Origin of the sequence: Cryobacterium sp. TMT2-18-2 (genome assembly GCF_004402245.1) — a bacterium.
Taxonomy (GTDB): domain Bacteria; phylum Actinomycetota; class Actinomycetes; order Actinomycetales; family Microbacteriaceae; genus Cryobacterium; species Cryobacterium sandaracinum.
On sequence record NZ_SOFU01000010.1, the window covers coordinates 117,685 to 137,432 of the forward strand.

Consider the following 19,748-nt stretch of genomic DNA (forward strand, 5'->3'; position numbering starts at 1 on the left):
AGTGAATCAAGACACGGCCAGGCGAAACGGCTGCTTCCACGAAGTGACGTGGATAGAGTGGGGCAAATCGCCCGCCCGGTACCAGAGGAGTTACCGTGAAACAGTACGATCTGCCCGCCATCGTTCCCGCAGACCCACAAGCCAATGTCACCGATCTCCTGGTCGAACGCCTCACGGCGACGCCCGGCTCCGTGTTGTTCTCACTGCCGAGAAACGGAGCCTGGTCCCCCGTCACCACCACGGAGTTTCATGCCCAGGTCGTCGCCCTGGCCAAGGGGCTCGTCGCGGCAGGAATCCAGCCCGGAGACAAAATCGGCTTGATGTGCAAGACCCGGTATGAGTGGACGCTGATCGACTTCGCCACCTGGTTCGCCGGTGCCGTGCTGGTCCCCGTTTACGAGACCAGCTCCCCGATCCAGATCCAGTGGATCCTGGGCGACTCCGACGCCGCGGCGGTGATCGTCGAGACCGCCGAGCACTTTTCCCGCTTTGACGAGGTGCACCCCGAGCTCGGCAGCGTGCAGAAGGTCTGGCAGATCGACCTCGGTGACCTCGACAAGCTCGCGGCCTCCGGGGTCGACGTGCCGGATGCCGAAATCGAGCGGCGTCGCTCGCTCGCCGTGGGTTCGGACATCGCCACCCTGATCTACACCTCGGGTTCCACCGGCCGTCCCAAGGGCTGCGTGCTCACCCACTCCAACTTCGTCGAGACGTCGCGCAACTCGGCGGTGGCGCTGAAAGAGGTGCTCACCGACGCGAACGGCGCTTCCACGCTGCTGTTCATCACCACCGCGCACGTTTTCGCCCGGTTCATCTCGGTTCTCTGCGTGCACGCCGGTGTGCGCGTCGGACACCAGCCCGATACCCGGAAGCTGCTCGAATCGCTCGGCACCTTCAAACCCACTTTCCTGCTCGCCGTGCCGCGGGTGTTCGAGAAGGTCTACAACTCCGCCGAGCAGAAGGCGCTGACCGCGGGCCGAGGCAAGATCTTCGAGACGGCCGCCCAGGTTGCCGTCGACCACTCGGTGCTGGTCGATCAGGGCAAGAGCGTTCCGCTGATGCTCAAGCTCAAGTTCACGCTCTTCGACCGTCTGGTGTACAGCAAGCTGCGCGCGGCCATGGGTGGCAACGTGAAGTACGCCGTCTCCGGTTCGGCTCCACTCGGCATGCACCTGGGTCACTTCTACCACAGCCTCGGCATCAAGATCCTGGAGGGCTACGGCCTCACCGAGACGACCGCGCCGACCACCGTGGGTCTGGCCACCAAGTTCAAGATCGGCACCGTAGGCCCGCCGCTTCCCGGCGTCTCGGTGCGCGTCCTGGACGACGGCGAAATCGAGGTCAAAGGCGTCAACGTCTTTAAGGAGTACTGGAAGAATCCCGTGGCCACCGCGGCCGCCTTCCACGACGGATGGCTCCGCACCGGTGACATCGGCGCCATGGACGGCGACGGCTTCCTCACCATCACCGGGCGCAAGAAGGAGATCATCGTCACGGCCGGCGGCAAGAACGTCGCTCCGGCTGCGCTGGAAGACCCGATCCGGTCCAACCCGCTGATCGGCCAGGTGGTCGTCGTCGGCGATCGCAAGCCGTTCATCGCCGCCCTGGTCACGCTCGACCCCGACATGCTCGCGGTCTGGTTGAACAACAACGGCGAGGACGCGGGGATGACGCTGGCCGAGGCATCCGTCAACGCGAAGGTTCTCGCCGAGGTGCAGCGCGCCATCGACCACGCCAACGACCACGTGTCGCGGGCGGAGTCGATCCGCAAATTCACGGTGCTGACGACCGAGCTTACCGAAGCCGCCGGGTACCTGACCCCGAAGCTGAGCATCAAACGGGACATCATCCTGCGCGACTACGCGGATCAGATCGAGGCTATGTACCTGGGCGCCCCGGTGACCGGGACGAACCCGATCAGCAGCTAGCAGTCCCCGCGACAATCGAAACAGGTCCCGTCGTCAAAGTGGCGACGGGACCTGTTTCGCGTCGTCCGGCCGCCTGGGTCGGGACCAGCAGCTCAGGGATCCCCGGCACCGTGCCCGGCGTCGAACCAATTCGACGGAGATTCTGCCGCAGAACTGCCTTTTCTGCACGTTGGGGGGCGTTTCCAGCAAAACTTCGTCAAATTCGTGTGGGGCGGAGACCTTTGAAAGCCTCGTACCCGAACGACTGGGGTCAGAACCAGCTCGACTCGCGGACCTCTTTCATGGCGGCCCGCCGGTTCTCCTTATCGAGGCGGTCCAGGTAGAGCAAACCGTCGAGGTGGTCGGTCTCGTGCTGCAGGGCCTGGGCCATGATCCCGGTTCCGGAGAGTTCGACCGCCGTGCCGTCGAGGTCCATGCCGGTCACCCGGGCGAACGGGTACCGCTTCGTGGGATACCAGAGGCCCGGCACCGACAGGCAGCCCTCGTCGACGAGCTCGGGCTCCCCCGAGACCTCCACGAGGACCGGGTTCAGGATGTACCCGATCTCGCCATCGACGTTGAAGCTGAATGCGCGCAGATTCACGCCGATCTGGGAGGCCGCGACGCCGGCCCGGCCGGGCAGTCGCACGCTGTCGACCAGGTCCTCGATCAGGCTCCGCACCCGGGCGTCGATCGTGCCGATCGGGTCGGAGACGGTTTTGAGGACGGGATCTCCGAAGAGACGGATCTGGCGCTCGGGCAAAGGTGACTCCAAGTCATGGATGCGGGGGTACGGGGTACCGGATCGGTTTAGACGCCGCGGTCGGCCGGCAGACCCTCCACGACGACGGCCGCGAGGGTGCGGGCCGCGAGCCGGGTGATGGGCTTCAGATCGTCGAAGGATATGACGCTGCCCGCGGCGAGCTGCGGGTCCCAGGGGATGCGCACGATCTCCCGCACCCGGGAGCGGAAATGCGATTCGATCTCTTCCAGCTTCACCAGATTCGTGCCCTGTGTCGCCGTGTTGAGAGCGACGACCGCGTTGCGAACCAGGTCGCCGTAGCCGTTGGCTTCCAACCAGGTCAACGTTTCGGACGCCAGACGGGCCTCGTCGATGCTGCCCCCGGAGACGATGACGATCGAATCGGCCCGCTGCAGCGTGGCACGCATGACGGAGTGCACGATTCCGGTGCCGCAGTCCGTGAGCATGATCGAGTAGTACCGCGCCGCCAGGTCGGCGACGACGTTGTAGTCGTTCTCGTCGAAGGCCTCGGAGAGGAGCGGGTCGGTATCGGATGCGAGGATGTCGAGCCGGGTCGCGTCGCGGGAGACCAGCGACGAGAAATCGGTATAGCCGCCGATCGACGCGGCCTTCGTGACCACGTCACGCACGGTGGACCGGGTCTGTTTCGTGACCCGCTCAGAGAGGGTGCCCCGGTCGGGGTTCGCGTCGACGGCGATGATGCGGTCTTCGCGGGCATCGGCCAGGGCCATGCCGATCAGTGCGGTGACGGTCGTCTTGCCGACCCCGCCCTTGCGGGTGAGGATCGGCACGAAGCGGGTGCCGCCCTCGAAATCCTTGCGGATGCGCTCGTCGAGTTGTTTGGAAGCGCGCACCGTGGCCGAGTCGCCGAGGTTTACCAGATGCAGGGTCGCCGAGTAGACGAAACTGTTCCAGGCTCCTCGGGGCGGCGGTTTGGTGCGACGGTTGACGGCAAGCAGCCGGTCGGGCGTGAGCATGGCGGCGGACTCGGGCGCCGATCCGCCGGCGGGGCGCAGACTCTCCCGGCGGGTGTGCGGAACGGCGTCGCTCGCGGCCGGGCCGGAGAGGGCGCGGACCGCCCCCGTGACGGCTGTGGACAACCGATCGGCGCGCGCCACGGCCGGGGTGCTGACCTCGATCGTGTGCGTAGCCGGGCGTTTCAGGTTCTCCGGCAGGGCCGCCGCCAGGTTCACGATCGTGTGCGGCAGTAGTTCGCTGTGGTACTCGTCTCCCGGCTCGGCGAGAGGCTCGATGGAGGCGTCCGGACCGGACGCCTCGGCGCCTGTGCGCTTATCTGACAAAAAGATCAGTCCCTTCGTCGATAGATCGCACCAAGCCTAGCGTGGACGCACCACCACCAGCAGATCGCCCGCGTCGACCTGCTGGGTTCGCGGCACGGCCACCCGTTCGATGTTTCCCGCGATGGGCGAGGTGATCGCGGCCTCCATCTTCATGGCCTCGATCGAGGCGACGGCCTGCCCGGCCTCGACGGTGTCGCCCTCCTCGACCTGGAGGGTGACCACCCCGGAGAACGGCGCGGCGATCTGGCCCGGCCGGTTGGCATCCGCTTTTTCGGCGACCTTGGTGCTGACCGTGATGTTGCGGTCCCGCACGAACACGGGTCGGAGCTGACCGTTCAGCGTGGTCATGACGGTGCGCATGCCCTTGTCATCGGCCTCGCCGATGGCCTCGAGCCCGACGTAGAGGCGCACGCCCTTGTCGATCTCCACCGCGTGCTCGATGCCCTGCTGGAGACCGTTGAGATAGTCCACCGTGTCGAGCACGGACAGGTCCCCGAAGAGTTCCCGGATCTGCTCGAATTGGCGCGTGGGCGCCGGGAAGAGCAGCTGGTTCAGCATCATTCGGCAGGTGAGGCCGTCGCTGCTCAAGGCCGCGCGTTCCTCCTGGGTGAGCTCGGTGATTCCGACGCGGACGTTGCGCCCGGCGAGAACCTTGCTGCGGAAGGGCTCGGGCCAGCCGCCGGGCAGGTCGCCCAGCTCCCCCGCCATGAATCCGATCACGGAGTCGGGCACGTCGTAATTGCCCGGGTTCTCGGCGAAGTCGGCCGGGTCGGCACGCACGGCGGCGAGGTAGAGGGCGAGGTCGCCGACCACCTTGGAGGACGGCGTCACCTTCGGCACCCGGCCGAGGATGTCGTTGGCCGCGGCGTACATGTCCTCGATCAGTTCGAAGTCGTCGGCGAGGCCGAGCGCGACCGCTTGCGTGCGCAGGTTGGACAGCTGGCCGCCGGGGATCTCGTGCTTGTAGACCCGGCCGGTGGGCGCGCGCAGACCGGATTCGAAGGGATGGTAGACCCGGCGTACATCTTCCCAATACGGCTCGAGGTCGCAGACGGCCTGTAGGGAAATGCCGGTGTCGCGTTCGGTGTGGGCGAGCGCGGCGACGAGGGACGACGCCGACGGCTGGCTGGTGGTGCCGGCCATCGGAGCGCTGGCCACGTCGACCGCGTCGGCGCCGGCGCGGCTGGCCGCGAGCAGCGTGGCGAGCTGGCCGCCCGGAGTGTCGTGCGTGTGCACGTGCACCGGGAGGTCGAAGCGTGACCGGAGGGCGGAGACGAGCTTCTCGGCCGCGGCGGGGCGCAGCAGGCCGGCCATGTCCTTGATCGCGAGGATGTGCGCGCCGGACTCCACGATCTGTTCCGCGAGCCGGAGGTAATAGTCCAGGGTGTAAAGCTTCTCGGCCGGGTCGAGTAAATCGCCCGTGTAACAGAGTGCGACCTCGGCGATGGAGGAGCCCGTCGCCAGCACGGCGTCGATGGCTGGGCGCATCTGCGAGACGTCGTTGAGTGCGTCGAAGATGCGGAAGATGTCGACGCCTGTCTTGGCGGCCTCGCGCACGAACGCATCGGTCACCTCGGTCGGGTACGGGGTGTAGCCGACCGTGTTGCGGCCGCGAAGCAGCATCTGCACGTTGATGTTCGGCAGGGCCTCTCGCAGCGACGCCAGTCGTTCCCAAGGGTCTTCGCCGAGGAAGCGCAGCGCCACGTCATAGGTGGCGCCGCCCCAGGCCTCGATCGACAGCAACTCCGGGGTCATCCGGGCCACATACGGGGCCACGGCGACGAGGTCGCGGGTGCGCACCCGGGTTGCCAACAGTGATTGGTGGGCGTCGCGGAAGGTGGTGTCCGTCACGGCCAGGGCGGTCTGGGCGCGCAGGTCCGCGGCGAAGCCGGCCGGGCCGAGCAGCTGGAGCCGTTGGCGAGAGCCGGCCGGAGCAGGTTCGGACAGGTCGAGCTTCGGCAGCTTCTCGGCCGGGTTCAGCAGGGTCAGCGGCACCCCGTTGGGCTTGTTGACGGTCACGTCGGCGAGCCAATTCAGGATCTTCGTGCCGCGGTCCTTGGAGGCGCGGCCGCGCAGCAGCTCGGGGCGCTCGTCGATGAAGGAGGTGCTCAGGTTGCCGGACGCGAAGTCGGGGTCGTCGAGCACGGCCTGCAGGAACGAGATGTTCGTGGACACGCCACGGATACGGAACTCGGCCAGGGCGCGCTTGGACCGGGTCACGGCGGACGGGAAGTCCCGGCCCCGGCAGGTGAGCTTGGCGAGCATCGAGTCGAAGTGCGGGCTGATCTGGGCACCGGGGTTGATCGTGCCGCCGTCGAGCCGGATGCCGGCGCCGCCGGGCGAGCGATAAGTGGTGATCTTGCCGGTGTCCGGGCGGAATCCCATGGTCGGGTCCTCGGTGGTGATCCGGCACTGCAGGGCCGCCCCCCGCAACACGATCTTGTCCTGCGTGAGTTCGAGCTCGCGGAGCGTCTGGCCCGCGGCGATGCGGATCTGGGACTGCACGAGGTCGACATCCGTCACCTCTTCGGTCACGGTGTGCTCGACCTGGATGCGCGGATTCATCTCGATGAACACGTGCTCGCCGGCGCGTTCGCCGACCGTGTCAAGCAGGAACTCGACCGTGCCCGCGTTCACGTAGCCGATCGAGCGGGCGAAGGCGACCGCATCGGCGTACAGACGCTGGCGGATCTCGTCGGAGAGGTTCGGCGCCGGGGCGATCTCAATGACCTTCTGATGGCGGCGCTGCACGGAGCAGTCGCGTTCGAACAGGTGCACGGTCTCGCCGGACGCATCGGCCAGGATCTGCACCTCGATGTGACGCGGCCGCAGCACGGCCTGCTCGAGGAACATGGTCGGGTCGCCGAACGCGCTGTTGGCCTCTCGCATGGCTTCCTCAAGGGAGCCGCGGAGATCGCTCAGCTGAGCCACCCGGCGCATGCCGCGGCCGCCGCCGCCGGCGACGGCCTTGGCGAAGATCGGGAAGCCGATATCGTCGGCCGCGGCGATCAGCTCGTCGACGTCGCGTGAGGGCGCGCTGGACCCCAGCACCGGAACGCCCGCCGCGATGGCGTGCTCCTTCGCGGTGACCTTGTTGCCGGCCATCTCGAGCACGTGCTCGCCCGGGCCGATGAAGGTGATGCCCGCCCGGCGGGCCGCCAGGGCCAGCTCGGGGTTTTCCGAAAGGAAACCGTAACCGGGGTAGATGGCGTCGGCGCCGCTCTCCCTGGCCACTCGGATGATCTCGCTCACCGTGAGATAGGCGCGCACCGGGTGTCCCGGTTCGCCGATCTGGTACGCCTCGTCGGCCTTCAGACGGTGCAGCGAGTTGCGGTCCTCGAAGGGGAACACCGCCACGGTTTTGGCACCCAGCTCATAAGCCGCCCGAAAAGCCCGGATCGCGATTTCCCCGCGGTTGGCAACAAGAATTTTCGTGAACATGCAGACCTTTCAAGCGTGACGTCGCGCACAGCTGACGGTTAGGTTCTCCAAGACTAGTGAAGGTAACGTGTCTACTTGTGCACGTACTAAGCGTTAGCTCCCTCAAGGGAGGAGTAGGCAAGACCACGGTGACCCTGGGTCTGGCGTCTGCTGCCTTCGCCCGCGGCGTGCGAACCCTGGTGGTGGACATCGACCCGCAGTCGGATGTGTCAACCGGAATGGACATCGAGGTCACCGGCCACCTCAACATCGCCGATGTGCTCGCCTCGCCCAAGGAGAAGGTCGTTCGTGCCGCCATCGTTCCCAGCGGCTGGACGCGCGGCCGCCCCGGCACCGTCGACGTGATGATCGGCAGCCCGTCGGCCATCAATTTCGACGGGCCGCACCCGAGCATCCGCGACATCTGGAAGCTCGAAGAGGCACTCTCCACGGTCGAAAAGGACTACGACCTGGTACTGATCGACTGTGCTCCGTCGCTGAACGCCCTTACCCGCACCGCGTGGGCGGCCAGCGACCGCGTTGCCGTGGTCACCGAACCCGGCCTATTCTCCGTCGCCGCGGCCGACCGGGCGCTGCGCGCGATCGAAGAGATCCGCCGCGGACTCAGCCCCCGGCTGCAGCCGCTCGGTATCATCGTCAACCGTGCCCGCGTGGCGTCTCTCGAGCACCAGTTCCGGATCAAGGAACTCCGCGACATGTTCGGCCCACTCGTACTCAGCCCGCAACTGCCGGAACGCACCTCGCTACAGCAGGCGCAGGGCGCCGCGAAGCCGCTGCACACCTGGCCCGGCGACAGCGCCCAGGAGATGGCGCGCTACTTCGATCAGTTGCTCGAACGCGTGCTGCGCACGGCCCGCATCGGCGAGTACGCGGAACAGCACTAGCCAGGGAACACCAGCCAGGGAGCGTTAGCCGGACAACGTTCACCGGATGGGCAGCCGCACAGTGTTTGCCGGTCGTGTCGACTGCGTGAAAACGTTCCGCTAGGAGACCTTGCGGCTGCCCCGGCGAACGGACAGCTCGTCCGACGGGTCGATCGGAAGGGTCTCCAGTTCGACCAGGCTCGTCTCGACCTCGCGCAGCACCTTGCCCACGGCGATGCCGAACACGCCCTGACCGCGGCTGACGAGGTCGATGACCTCGTCGTCGGAGGTGCACAGGTAGACGCTGGCGCCGTCGCTCATCAAGGTGGTCTGGGCGAGGTCGCTGACCCCCGACTCGCGCAGTTGGTTCACCGCGGTGCGGATCTGCTGCAGAGAGATGCCGGTGTCGAGGAGTCGCTTGACCAGTTTCAGAACCAGGATGTCCCGGAAGCCGTAGAGACGTTGGGAACCCGAGCCGGCAGCACCGCGCACGGTGGGCTGGACCAGGTCGGTGCGGGCCCAGTAGTCGAGCTGACGGTAGCTGATTCCGGCGGCACGGGCCGCCACGGCGCCACGGTAGCCAAGGTTGTCGTCGAGCTCGGGCATTCCGTCGGTGAAGAGAAGGCCGAGTCCGTAGCGCGAGGCATCGTCACGCTGATTCAGCTCGCTCATACGATGGCCTCTCGGAGGTGGGTCTGCGATACGGATGATCGCTGCATCCACGCTACCGAGGGGGACCGTCCTGATCAACGACATCCGGTCGAGTAAATTGGCGTGTCGGGCTCCACTATTTGGTCAAGCGCCCCAGGGCCGAACGGATCAGACTGCCGCGGATCACTTCGAGCTGGCCGGCGATCTCGACCGCCATTTCGGCGGCCTTAGCCCGGCTCGATGCGTCTTTACGGCGGGAGAGCGGCACGAGGGCACTCTCGATCAGGCCGAGCTCGCGTTCGGCCGCGCCGCGGAATCCGCGCAGGTGGCGGGGCTCGATGCCGCTGCGCTGCAGTTCGACCAGGGCCCGCAGCACGCTGAGCGCGTCGTCGCCGTAGAAGTCGGCCGGCAGGATGATCGATGCGGAAACGGCGTCGTGCAGCAGCATCGCGGAGGCCCCTGCTTCGCGCAGCAGTTCGTCGCGGTCCAGCCGGCGGGCGGTCGACAGCATCGACGGTCCCGGCGTCACCCCGCCGGGCAGGGTCGGCGAGAGGCCCGCGTCGAGGTCGGCCAGGTAGCCCCGGATGACCTTGAGCGGGAGGTAGTGATCGCGCTGCATGGAGAGGACCAGGCGCAGCCGGTCCAGGTCACCGGCACAGAATTTGCGGTAGCCCGACTCCGTACGCGCCGGCGCAACCAGTCTCTGTTCCTCCAGGAACCGAAGTTTGGACGGAGTCAGTTCCGGGAATTCCGGCGTGAGCCGGGCAAGCACCTGTCCGATGCTGAGCAGTGACGTCGCGCCCGGCGCTCTGGCCTGGGCTGCGGACGCGGGCACTACTCGCTCGCCTGAAGCTTGAGGTCGTGCCGCGAGGCGTAGAACGTCAGCCGGAACTTACCGACCTGGACTTCGGCGCCGTCGTGCAACAGCGCGGTGTCGATGCGGACCCCGTCGAAATAGGTGCCGTTGAGGGACACCAGGTCTTTCACGTCGAACTTGGTTTCGTGGCGCAGGAACTCCGCGTGCCGACGGGATACCGTGACGTCGTCGAGGAAGATGTCCGCATTGGGGTGACGGCCCACAGTGGTCACGTCCGCGTCCAACAGGAAACGAGCGCCGGCGTTCGGGCCGCGCCGAACGACGAGCAGCGCCGAGCCGGAGGGCAGAGCCGCGATGGCTTCCTGTTCTTCGGCCGTGACGTCACCGTCGAGCGATGCCAGCTGGGCCGCGAATTCCTGCCCGAACGTCATCGTCGTGTCGGTATTGGAATAGTTATCGGGCGCGGCCTTGCGCTGGGGTTCATTCGTCTTTTTGGAATCAATCACCGTACACCTCCTGGTCCTCCAGCGTATCGGATGGAACGGGCTGAATCGCCCGCGGAATGCGAATCACCCGGACGGTCTCGACGGCGTAGATTATGCCTGCCCACCAGTAAAGAAAAGCTCCCCAGATGCCAAAGGCCCAGCCCACCGGGAGCGACCACCAGGACACCGCGGGGAAGGCCTCTCCCAGCATGATCATCGGCAGGGCGTAGAAGAGGCAGAAGGTGGCGACCTTGCCGAGCTGGTGGACGGGCAGAGGCCCGAATCCGAAATTCGCGAGGATGACGCCGAGTCCGAGCAGGAACACGTCCCGTCCTACGATGACCAGGACGATCCACCAGGGCACCAGGTCGCGCCAGGCCAGTCCGAGAAGGGCTGCGAAGATGTACAGCCGGTCGGCGGCCGGGTCGAGCAGCTGGCCGAGCCGCGTGATCTGGCCGAATCTCCGGGCCAGGTAGCCGTCGAGGAAATCGGTGAGGCTGGCGACCATCAGCACCAGAAGCGCCCAGGCATCCTCTCCCCGCACCAGCACGACCAGAAAGACTGGCACCAGCGCCAGGCGCAGCATGCTGAGCAGATTGGGCAGGGTGATCACCTTCGAGCTGACGCCGGTTCCCTCTGCCCCTGTCACAATCACCGAGTCTACCGACGCGGCGGCCGAACCGGAATGCGGCCTCGTCAGTTTCCCGACACCCGTTTTCGCGCCTTGTCGGCGCGTTTCTCGGATTTATCCGACGCGTCCGGCTTCGCCTGGCCGCGGCTGCGCTCCACGCTACGGCGGAGGGCCTCCATCAGGTCGAGCACCTCTCCCCCGCCTTCCTCGCCCTCTCGGGGTTCCCGGCCGACGGTGAGCTCGGTGTCGACGGCTTCGCCCGCGGCGAGCTTCACTTCGAGCAGTTCGCGGAGCTGGTCCTGATAGTCGTCCCGGAAATCCTGCGGCGAGAACTCGGCGGCGAAGGAGTCGACCAGTGCGGCCGAGAGCTCGAGCTCCTGGGCGGAGATGCGCACCGACTCCTGGAGCACCGGGAATTCAACGGCCCGCACCTCGTCGCCCCACAGCAGCGACTGCAGCAGCAGCACGTCCCCGCGCACCCGGAGGGCACCGAGTCGGGTCTTCTGCCGCAGCGCGAACCGCACGATCGCGGTGCGGTCGGTGGCGTCGAGCGCACGCCGCAGTAGAACGTAGGCCTTGGGCGAGCCGGAGGGTTCGAGAAAATAGCTGCGCTCGAACATGATCGGGTCGAGCTGTTCGCTCGGCACGAACTCGACGACCTCGATCTCGCGGCTTCTCTCGGCCGGCAGCGTGCGCAGGTCCTCGTCGGTGATGACAACCGTCTTGTCGCCGCTGTCCCAGGCCTTGTCGATGTGCGCGTAGTCGACGACCCGTCCGCAGCGCTCGCACCGTCGCTGGTAACGGATGCGCCCGCCATCGGCGTCGTGCACCTGGTGCAGGGCGACGTCGTGGTCCTCGGTGGCGCTGTAGACCTTGACGGGCACATTGACCAGCCCGAAGGTGATCGCGCCCTTCCAGATCGATCTCATCCCTCCAGTACACACCCGGTGCGCCGAGAGGGCTAGGCGCCCTGTGGCCCCGGGAGCATGCTGGAGCCATGAACGAGCGGCCGCCCTCCCCCTATTCCCGCCAGGTCGTCACCGTCGGCGGACACCGGATCACACTCACGCATCTCGACAAGGTGCTCTACGCGGAGTCGGGAACCACGAAGGCCGACGTTCTCGGCTACTACGCGTTCATCGCCGACGTGATGATCCCGCACACCGCGAATCGCCCGGCGACCCGGAAGAGGTGGGTACACGGTGTGGGCACCCGGGACGCACCCGGACACGTGTTCTTCCAGAAGAACCTGGACCAGGCGACGCCGAGCTGGGTGAAACGCCGACCGATCCAGCATTCGAACCACGTGAGCGAGTACCCGCTGGTCAACGACCTCGCGACGCTGACCTGGCTCGGCCAGATCTCGGCGCTGGAGATCCACGTTCCGCAGTGGCAGTTCGGCCGGGGTGGACGCCCACGCAACCCGGACCGGCTGGTGATCGACCTGGACCCCGGCGACGGGGTCACCCTCGCCGAGTGTGCGGAGGTCGCCCGTCTGGCCCGGGCCATCCTGAGGGACATGGGCCTGGACCCCCTGCCGGTCACCAGCGGGTCGAAGGGCATCCACCTCTACGCACCGCTGGACCTCACGCACACCTCGGACCAGGTCTCCCAGGTCGCACACGAGCTGGCTCGGGCGCTCGAGGCCGACCATCCGGACCTCATCGTCAGCGATATGAAGAAGGCACTGCGACCGGGGCGGGTTTTCGTGGACTGGAGCCAGAACAGCGCCCACAAGACGACCATCACCCCGTATTCGTTGCGCGGAACGCTGCATCCGATGGTGGCCATGCCGCGCACCTGGCGGGAACTGGCCTCCCCCGGGCTCGCACAGATCGACTACAAGCAGGCGATGCACCGGGTGCAGCGTAGCGGGGACCCGCTGGCCGCGCTGCTCGAGGCACATTCCGGCCGGGGCACCACGGATGCCGGGGGTGCCGGTGACGAGGCCGATAAAGGCTCCGGGGCGGGGGTCGGTGCGCTGGCCGTCTACCTCGGCAAACGAGACGCTTCCCGCACTTCGGAGCCGATGCCGACGGGTGCGCCTTACGCATCCGCGGGTCGGTCATTCGTCATTCAGGAGCACCACGCCCGCAACCTGCACTATGACTTTCGGCTCGAGCACGACGGGGTGCTGACGTCGTGGGCGCTGCCGCGCGGGGTGCCGACCGATCCGGCGAAGAATCGGCTCGCCGTGCGCACCGAGGACCATCCTCTCGAATACGCCACGTTCGAGGGTGATATCCCGGCCGGCCAATACGGGGCCGGCACCATGAGCATCTGGGACCACGGCAGCTACGAGCTGGAGAAGTGGCGGGATGACGAGGTGATCGCCGTGCTGCACGGCGAACCGGGCGGCAGGCTCGGTGGCACGCGGCGCTTCGCCCTGATCCGCACGAAGGGCACGGACGGGGCCGACCGGAACTGGCTGATCCACCTGATCAAGACACGGCCGGCCCGGCGGGCCGGGGACGTGGGCACCGGGGTGGGCGCGACGGCCAAAACGGGCGGCCGGTCCGCACGCCGCACACGGTACGGGCCCATGCTGGCCACGCCCGGTTCCATCGCCGACCTCTCCGAGGACGACGAGTGGACCTACGAAATGAAGTGGGACGGCATCCGTGCGCTCGCCTATCTCGGAGCCGCCGGCCTTGGCGCGGACGTGCGCTTGGTCACCCGGAACGGCAACGACATCACGCACGCGTACCCGGAGCTGGTGCGCGCGTTGCCGGGGGCGGTTTCGGCCGACTTTGCGGTGCTCGACGGGGAGATCGTCGCGATGGACGCGGGCGGTCGGCCGAACTTCGGGCTGCTGCAGACGCGGCTGGGGCTGACCGGTCGCCGACAGATCGAGGCGGCCGAGGCATCCACCCCGGTGCGGTTTCTGGCTTTCGACGTGCTCGAACGTGACGGGGAGCCGCTACTCGAGCTGACGTACACGGCCCGGCGCCGCGTGCTCGAGGAGATTGTCACCGGGTCCGGTGCGGTGCAGGTGCCGCCGGTCTTCGCGGGCGACTCCGCCCAGGCCGTGGCGACCAGCAGCGAGCTCGGCTTCGAGGGGATCGTCGCCAAGACCCGGGATGGGCGCTACGAGGCCGGTCGGCGGTCCCGATCGTGGATCAAGATCAAGCACCATCACACCCAGGAGGCGGTGATCGGCGGGTGGCGACCGGGCAACGGGCGCCGAGCCGACACCGTGGGCTCCCTGCTGCTGGGGATTCCGGACGGAGACACGCTGACCTATATCGGCCGGGTCGGCACCGGGTTCCGGGACGCAGAGCTCGAGGACCTGCGGGCGCGACTGGATGCCATCGCTGCGGTGGACAACCCCTTCACCGGCATCCCGCCTGCCGGCGCCCGCGATGCGCGGTGGGTGCGCCCGGTGCTGGTGGGCGAGGTGGAATTCTCCGAATGGACCGGCACGGGGCGACTGCGCCACCCGGTCTGGCGCGGCTGGCGGCCGGATAAGTCACCGGGCGAGGTGGTGCGGGTTTCATGACGGTGCGGGTTCAGAGGCGGGCGAGCAGTGCCGGCCAGCTGGTGGCGAAGCCCGGATGCAGCGGCAGCGCGTCGACCTGGTGGGTCGGTACCCAGCGCAGCGCGATGCTCTCCTGGTCGCTGATCACGGGTTCGAAGCGCTCCGTGGCGCGCACCACGACCGTCGTGTACGACCAGAAACCGAGGTCGAGCACGGAGCTGAACTGCACGGAGACCAGGCCCGGTGGCACGCCGGCCTCTTCGCCGGCCTCCCGCAGAGCCGCCTCGAGCGCACTCTCGTGTTCGTGGCGCGCCCCACCGGGCAGCCCCCAGGTGTCACCCTGGTGGCTCCAAAGCGCGCGGTGCTGCAGCAGCACCCCCAGCTCCTCGTGGTGTACGAGCAGGCCGGCCGCCCCGAAAAGCCCCCAAAACTTGCGGCCGTCGGGCCCGTACACCCACCCGTCACCGTTTGCGCTCATGGCTCAAGCATGCGCCACGGTCCCGTGAATCCGCACCGTGTCGAGTCGCGTTCGACTCGCGGCACAGGTTATGGATGGTGGCGAACGGTAGAACGTGCGCCGGCTTCCAGAGGGTGCGCCACGACGAGCGAGCCCCGCCGGCTGGATACCTGGGCGGGCTAGAGGGCGACGATGGCGTGCACGGGGGCGTCGCCGAGGCGCGTTCGGCCGACCAGCTCGGTCAGCTCCAGCACGACGCCGACGCCGGTCAGGCGGTAGCCGGCGCGCTCGATGAGGCGGGCGGTCGCGGCGATCGTGCCGCCGGTGGCCAGCACGTCGTCGACGACCAGCACGCGGGCACCCGGCGCGAGCTGGCCGATCTCGAGCTCGAGGCAGGCCGAGCCGTACTCGAGGTCGTACTCCTCGCTCAGCACCGATCCGGGGAGCTTGCCGCCTTTGCGCACGACGAGCACGGCGACATCCGCCGCGTAGCCGATCGCCGCGGCCAGCAGGAAGCCGCGGGCCTCAATGCCGGCCACCGCGTCGAATTCACCCTGGAACCGGCCGGCGAGCTCGTCGATCAGCGCTCGAAAAGCGGCGGCGTCGGCGAACACCGGGTTGAGGTCGCGGAAGAGGATGCCCACTTGCGGGAAATCCTGGTACGAGGCGAGAAGGGCGTTCACATGGTCTGCAGCGGGGGTGGGCACCCCACGAGTTTAAGCGTTCGGCCGACGGATGCCGTGCGGGCCTCCCGACGCCCCGCAATGGACCGTTCGGACGGGGCCCCGTGCTAGCCTCGAATTTAGCTAATCAGGTTAGGTATTTTTTCCGGTATCGTGACTGAATCACCCGAAGGGATGGCTAATGCGGCCGGTCGAAGTGCTCGAAGAACTCGTGGTCCTGCTGGACGAGTCCGGCCGCGAAATCGGCACGGCCCCGAAGCTCAGTGTGCACGACACGGACACCGCGCTCCACCTCGCTTTCTCCTGTCATGTGCTCAATCCGGCGGGCGAGGTTCTCGTCACCCGACGCGCCCTGTCGAAGAGGACCTGGCCGGGCGTCTGGACCAACTCCTTCTGCGGCCATCCGCTCCCGGGCGAGGAATTTCCCGCTGCCATCGAGCGGCGCGCGCTGTTCGAGCTCGGACTCTCGATTGCGAACCTGACCGTCACCCTGCCTGACTTCCGCTACCGCGCCGTCGACAGCAGCGGCATCGTCGAGAACGAGATCTGCCCCGTCTACCTGGCCCGCACCACCGGCGACCCCGTACCCAACCCGAACGAGGTCATGGAATTTGCCTGGGTGGAGCCGGCCGCCTTGCAGCGCTCGGTGCGGGACGCCCCGTGGGCGTTCAGCCCCTGGTTGGGGCTACAGCTCCAGGAATTGACCAGTTTCGATGCATGAAATCCAGACGCTCGGGGTAGGGATGGAGTTGCAGCGCTTTTTCGCTGCCGCGCGCCTGCGCGCCAGCGACTACGGCGAACACTATGTCGCGCTCTGGGACTCTCTCGAGCAGGCCAGCAGCGGCGGCAAGCGTGTGCGCCCCGCACTGGTGCTGGCCGCGTTCACCGGCCTCGGCGGCACCGACCTCACCCTGGCCACTCCGGTCGCGGTCAGCTTCGAACTGTTGCACACGGCCTTCGTTATCCACGACGACGTGATCGACCACGACCTCGCCCGCCGCGGCGTGGCCAACATCGCCGGGCAGTTCACCGAGCGCGCCCTCGCCCACGGAGCCGGCGACCAGGCCGGGGCGTGGGCCGCGACGGCCGCGATCCTGGCCGGCGATCTGGCGCTGAGCGAGGCCCACCGCGCCCTCGCGATGCTGCCGGTCGAGCTCGAACTGCGCGGCCGCCTGCTCGACCTGCTCGATCGAGCGGTGTTCGTCTCCGCTGCCGGGGAACTGGCGGACGTCACCAACGCCGCGTCGAAGCATCCGCTCACGGTGGCCCAGGTCATCTCCACCCTGGAGCAGAAGACGGCGGTCTACTCGTTCGAGGCTCCCCTGCAGGCCGGCGCCATTCTGGCCGGCGGCTCGGCCGAGGCGATCGACGTGCTCGGCGCCTACGGCCGCCTGATCGGCGTGGCCTTCCAGCTGACCGACGACGTCCTTGGGGTCTTCGGTAACCCGGAGAAGACCGGCAAAAGCGTGCTCACCGACCTGCGGGAAGGCAAGCAGACGACCCTGATCGCCCACGCGGGCACCACCCGCGGCTGGCCAGAGATCGCCCCCTTCATCGGCAAGGCCGACCTCACCGAGGTGGAAGCGGACACCGTGCGCGACCTGCTTCGTGACTGCGGCGCCCTGCAGGCAACGGATGAGCTGGCCACCGACCACTGCAATCGCGCCGTGGCCGCGCTCGACACGGCCGCCGTACCGGCGCCCCTGCGCGAGCTGCTCACCACCCTGGCAGGCACGGCCGTGAATCGCAGCCGATGAAACGTGACAGCCCCGCCGACCATACTGGCATCGCGAAGTACAACGCCGCGGCCCGGGCCAGCTCCGCCACGGTCATCGGCCACTATTCCACCTCGTTCGGCCTCGCGGCCCGTCTCCTCGAGCCGCGCGTGCGCAGCCAGGTGCGCACCATCTACGCCCTGGTACGGGTCGCCGATGAGATCGTGGACGGTGCCGCAAGCCAGGCCGGCGTGAACGTGGACGGCCAGCGCGACCTGCTGGACGCGCTCGAACGGGAGACCAGCCAGGCGATGGGGTCGGGCTTCAGCACCAATTTGGTCGTGCACGCCTTCGCGGCGACCGCCCGGGAAGCCGGAATCGACACCAGCCTGACCACACCCTTCTTCGCCTCGATGCGCCGGGACCTCGACCCGTCGCCGTTCGACGCGGCCGGAGTGGCCGAGTACATCTACGGTTCGGCCGAGGTGATCGGGCTGATGTGTCTGCGCTGCTTCGTGCAGGACACGCCGCGCACGACCGATGAGCTCCAGGTTCTCGAGGCCGGTGCCCGGAGCCTCGGCGCGGCCTTCCAAAAGGTCAACTTCCTGCGCGACCTCGCCGCAGATCGGGACGCCCTCGGCCGCAACTACTTTCCCGGTGTGAACCTGCTGACCATGACCGAAACACAGAAGAACGAACTCCTCGACGACATGGACGCCGACCTCGACGCGGCGGCCCGCGTGTTGCCCATGCTCCCGGTGGGGAGCCGCCGCGCGGTCACCGCTGCACACCACCTCTTCGCCCGCTTGTCGGCGAAGCTGCGAGTCACCCCCGCGCGAGCACTGATGAGCGCCCGGGTACGGGTGCCGGATCCGGAGAAAATCATGATTGCACTCACCGCGTCGTTCGGACCGGGAGCGTGGAAGCGATGAGCGCACCGACCAGGCGCACCGTTGTCATCGGCGGCGGCATCGCCGGACTGGCCAGCGCCGCGCTGCTGGCCCGGGACGGCCACCAGGTCACCCTGCTCGAGGCGCAGGCCACCCTCGGCGGCCGCGCCGGGTTCTGGGACGTCGACGGCTTCCGGTTCGAGACCGGCCCGTCCTGGTACCTGATGCCGCAGGTGTTCGACCACTTCTACCGTCTGTTCGGCACATCCTCCGCGGAACAGCTCGACCTGACCCGCCTCGACCCGGGTTACCGGGTCTTCTTCGAGGGCACGACACAGCCGGTGGATATCGCGGCCGAGCGGGCCGACAACATCCGTCTGTTCGAAAGCCTCGAACCCGGTGCGGGCGCGGCCCTCGACCGCTATCTCGTCTCGGCCAAAGAGACATATGACATGGCAGTCAAACGGTTCCTGTACACGAGCTTCGCCTCCTTCACACCCCTGCTGGTTCCGGATGTCCTGAAGCGGCTCGGTCGGTTGGGCCGATTGCTGCTGCAGCCGTTGGACAAGTTCGTGGCCGGCTATGTTAAGGACCACCGGTTGCGCCAGATCCTCGGCTACCCGGCCGTGTTTCTCGGCTCCTCCCCCGACCAGACCCCGTCGATGTACCACCTGATGAGCCACCTCGACATGGCCGACGGCGTGCTCTACCCGCAGGGTGGGTTCACCCGGCTGATCGACAGCATCGCCGACATCGCGAAAGCTCAGGGCGTGACCGTGATCACCGAGGCGACCGTGACGGCGATCCACACCACCCCGGGCGCCGCGACCGCCGTCGCCGGGGTCAGCTATCGCACGGGTGACGGCACCAGTGTCACCCTCGAGGCCGACACGGTCGTCTCGGCCGCCGACCTGCACCACACGGAAACCGAGCTGCTCCCGGCATCCGCGCAGACTTATCCCGAGCGCTGGTGGCAGAAGCGCGTCTCCGGTCCGGGCGCCGTGCTCGTGATGCTCGGCATCAAGGGAGACCTGCCCGAGCTGAAACATCACAGCCTGTTCTTTACCAGGGACTGGGCCGAGAACTTCGGCCGTATCTTCGGCAAGAAGACCAGCGTGCCCTCGCCGGCCTCCTTCTACGCCTGTATGCCCAGTGCCACCGACCCGGGAGTCGCCCCTGAGGGATACACGAACATGTTCCTGCTGGTGCCGATCCCCGCCGACCCGGGCCTCGGCCACGGCGGGATCAACGGCCAAGGCTCCGCCGCGATCGAGAAGATCGCGGATGACACCGTCAGACAGCTCAGCGACTGGGCCGGAATTCCCGACCTGGCGGAGCGGATCGTGGTGCGCCGCACGGTGGGACCCGGCGACTTCGCCGACGATCTCAACTCCTGGCGTGGCGGGGCCCTCGGCCCGGCGCACACCCTGCGGCAGAGCGCATTCCTGCGCGGCTCCAACGCCTCCGCGAAGGTCGGCGGTCTGTTCTACGCCGGCGGCACCACCATCCCGGGCATCGGACTTCCGATGTGCTTGATCAGCGCTGAAATTCTCCTCAAGCGGATCAACTCGGACACGAGCACGGGACCGCTGCCGGAACCGCTGCCGAACTCCGTGCGGGCGCCGCTGCCGGAAGCCCAGTGACTCCGGCAGCACAGTGAATCCGG

General features: G+C 67.7%; 17 protein-coding genes. 7 read left to right on the plus strand and 10 right to left on the minus strand.

Annotation, left to right across the window (positions count from 1 at the left end):
- Positions 1 to 95: 95 nt before the first annotated feature.
- Positions 96 to 1,928 carry a long-chain fatty acid--CoA ligase gene (locus tag E3O22_RS03335; protein ID WP_134395454.1) on the plus strand — a complete coding sequence of 611 codons (1,833 nt, stop codon included), beginning with the start codon at positions 96 to 98 and terminating at the stop codon, positions 1,926 to 1,928.
- 250 nt (positions 1,929 to 2,178) lie between these two features.
- Here the strand turns inward: E3O22_RS03335 and def are convergent, their stop codons facing one another.
- Genes def through E3O22_RS03350 form a run of 3 tightly spaced genes read right to left on the minus strand, consistent with a single transcriptional unit; the run spans position 2,179 to position 7,412 of the window.
- Positions 2,179 to 2,670, minus strand: coding sequence for a peptide deformylase (def, locus tag E3O22_RS03340; protein ID WP_134395455.1), 492 nt, complete (start codon positions 2,668 to 2,670; stop codon positions 2,179 to 2,181).
- A 47-nt stretch (positions 2,671 to 2,717) separates the two neighbouring features.
- Positions 2,718 to 3,971, minus strand: a complete 1,254-nt coding sequence (locus tag E3O22_RS03345; RefSeq protein ID WP_241973260.1) for a MinD/ParA family protein — start codon at positions 3,969 to 3,971, stop codon at positions 2,718 to 2,720.
- Positions 3,972 to 4,007: 36 nt separating this feature from the next.
- Positions 4,008 to 7,412, minus strand: a complete 3,405-nt coding sequence (locus E3O22_RS03350; protein ID WP_134395456.1) for a pyruvate carboxylase — start codon at positions 7,410 to 7,412, stop codon at positions 4,008 to 4,010.
- A 77-nt stretch (positions 7,413 to 7,489) separates the two neighbouring features.
- Between E3O22_RS03350 and E3O22_RS03355 the strand changes: the two genes are divergently transcribed.
- Entirely contained in the window at positions 7,490 to 8,296 is an 807-nt protein-coding gene (locus E3O22_RS03355; protein ID WP_134395457.1) for a ParA family protein, read from the plus strand.
- A gap of 99 nt (positions 8,297 to 8,395) precedes the next feature.
- Here the strand turns inward: E3O22_RS03355 and E3O22_RS03360 are convergent, their stop codons facing one another.
- From E3O22_RS03360 to E3O22_RS03380, 5 genes are all read right to left on the minus strand, one after another.
- Positions 8,396 to 8,947: a MerR family transcriptional regulator gene (locus tag E3O22_RS03360; RefSeq protein WP_134395458.1), complete on the minus strand. Its 552-nt coding sequence runs from the start codon at positions 8,945 to 8,947 to the stop codon at positions 8,396 to 8,398.
- A gap of 115 nt (positions 8,948 to 9,062) precedes the next feature.
- Positions 9,063 to 9,761 carry a MerR family transcriptional regulator gene (locus E3O22_RS03365; RefSeq protein ID WP_104171280.1) on the minus strand — a complete coding sequence of 233 codons (699 nt, stop codon included), beginning with the start codon at positions 9,759 to 9,761 and terminating at the stop codon, positions 9,063 to 9,065.
- Positions 9,761 to 10,174, minus strand: a complete 414-nt coding sequence (locus tag E3O22_RS03370; RefSeq protein WP_134395511.1) for an FHA domain-containing protein — start codon at positions 10,172 to 10,174, stop codon at positions 9,761 to 9,763. The genes E3O22_RS03365 and E3O22_RS03370 overlap by 1 nt, the downstream gene beginning before the upstream one ends.
- A 67-nt stretch (positions 10,175 to 10,241) precedes the next feature.
- Entirely contained in the window at positions 10,242 to 10,877 is a 636-nt protein-coding gene (locus E3O22_RS03375; protein ID WP_255570037.1) for a CDP-alcohol phosphatidyltransferase family protein, read from the minus strand.
- A gap of 47 nt (positions 10,878 to 10,924) precedes the next feature.
- On the minus strand, positions 10,925 to 11,788 hold the full coding sequence (locus tag E3O22_RS03380; protein ID WP_134395459.1) for a Ku protein: 864 nt from the start codon (positions 11,786 to 11,788) through the stop codon (positions 10,925 to 10,927).
- A 68-nt stretch (positions 11,789 to 11,856) separates the two neighbouring features.
- On the opposite strand from E3O22_RS03380, the gene E3O22_RS03385 reads away from it, so the two are divergent.
- Positions 11,857 to 14,358 carry an ATP-dependent DNA ligase gene (locus tag E3O22_RS03385; protein WP_134395460.1) on the plus strand — a complete coding sequence of 834 codons (2,502 nt, stop codon included), beginning with the start codon at positions 11,857 to 11,859 and terminating at the stop codon, positions 14,356 to 14,358.
- Positions 14,359 to 14,368: 10 nt separating this feature from the next.
- Here the strand turns inward: E3O22_RS03385 and E3O22_RS03390 are convergent, their stop codons facing one another.
- On the minus strand, positions 14,369 to 14,815 hold the full coding sequence (locus E3O22_RS03390) for an NUDIX domain-containing protein (protein ID WP_134395461.1): 447 nt from the start codon (positions 14,813 to 14,815) through the stop codon (positions 14,369 to 14,371).
- A gap of 158 nt (positions 14,816 to 14,973) precedes the next feature.
- Positions 14,974 to 15,501: an adenine phosphoribosyltransferase gene (locus tag E3O22_RS03395; protein ID WP_104171284.1), complete on the minus strand. Its 528-nt coding sequence runs from the start codon at positions 15,499 to 15,501 to the stop codon at positions 14,974 to 14,976.
- Between the two features lie 157 nt (positions 15,502 to 15,658).
- On the opposite strand from E3O22_RS03395, the gene idi reads away from it, so the two are divergent.
- Genes idi through crtI form a run of 4 tightly spaced genes read left to right on the plus strand, consistent with a single transcriptional unit; the run spans position 15,659 to position 19,725 of the window.
- Positions 15,659 to 16,198, plus strand: a complete 540-nt coding sequence (gene idi / locus E3O22_RS03400) for an isopentenyl-diphosphate Delta-isomerase (protein ID WP_134395462.1) — start codon at positions 15,659 to 15,661, stop codon at positions 16,196 to 16,198.
- Complete coding sequence (locus E3O22_RS03405) at positions 16,191 to 17,234, plus strand: polyprenyl synthetase family protein (protein ID WP_134395463.1); 1,044 nt, start codon at positions 16,191 to 16,193, stop codon at positions 17,232 to 17,234. The genes idi and E3O22_RS03405 overlap by 8 nt, the downstream gene beginning before the upstream one ends.
- Positions 17,231 to 18,124: a squalene/phytoene synthase family protein gene (locus E3O22_RS03410; RefSeq protein WP_134395464.1), complete on the plus strand. Its 894-nt coding sequence runs from the start codon at positions 17,231 to 17,233 to the stop codon at positions 18,122 to 18,124. The genes E3O22_RS03405 and E3O22_RS03410 overlap by 4 nt, the downstream gene beginning before the upstream one ends.
- Entirely contained in the window at positions 18,121 to 19,725 is a 1,605-nt protein-coding gene (gene crtI, locus E3O22_RS03415) for a phytoene desaturase family protein (RefSeq protein WP_134395465.1), read from the plus strand. The genes E3O22_RS03410 and crtI overlap by 4 nt, the downstream gene beginning before the upstream one ends.
- Positions 19,726 to 19,748: the final 23 nt, after the last annotated feature.

What these genes read in the sequence shown, in the direction of transcription:
- E3O22_RS03350 (WP_134395456.1), bottom strand. Translation starts at nt 7,412, where the DNA reads ATGTTCACGAAAATTCTTGTTGCCAACCGCGGGGAAATCGCGATCCGG.
- E3O22_RS03360 (WP_134395458.1), bottom strand. Translation starts at nt 8,947, where the DNA reads ATGAGCGAGCTGAATCAGCGTGACGATGCCTCGCGCTACGGACTCGGC.
- E3O22_RS03370 (WP_134395511.1), bottom strand. Translation starts at nt 10,174, where the DNA reads ATGACGTTCGGGCAGGAATTCGCGGCCCAGCTGGCATCGCTCGACGGT.
- E3O22_RS03380 (WP_134395459.1), bottom strand. Translation starts at nt 11,788, where the DNA reads ATGAGATCGATCTGGAAGGGCGCGATCACCTTCGGGCTGGTCAATGTG.
- E3O22_RS03385 (WP_134395460.1), top strand. Translation starts at nt 11,857, where the DNA reads ATGAACGAGCGGCCGCCCTCCCCCTATTCCCGCCAGGTCGTCACCGTC.
- E3O22_RS03390 (WP_134395461.1), bottom strand. Translation starts at nt 14,815, where the DNA reads ATGAGCGCAAACGGTGACGGGTGGGTGTACGGGCCCGACGGCCGCAAG.
- idi (WP_134395462.1), top strand. Translation starts at nt 15,659, where the DNA reads ATGCGGCCGGTCGAAGTGCTCGAAGAACTCGTGGTCCTGCTGGACGAG.
- E3O22_RS03405 (WP_134395463.1), top strand. Translation starts at nt 16,191, where the DNA reads ATGCATGAAATCCAGACGCTCGGGGTAGGGATGGAGTTGCAGCGCTTT.
- E3O22_RS03410 (WP_134395464.1), top strand. Translation starts at nt 17,231, where the DNA reads ATGAAACGTGACAGCCCCGCCGACCATACTGGCATCGCGAAGTACAAC.
- crtI (WP_134395465.1), top strand. Translation starts at nt 18,121, where the DNA reads ATGAGCGCACCGACCAGGCGCACCGTTGTCATCGGCGGCGGCATCGCC.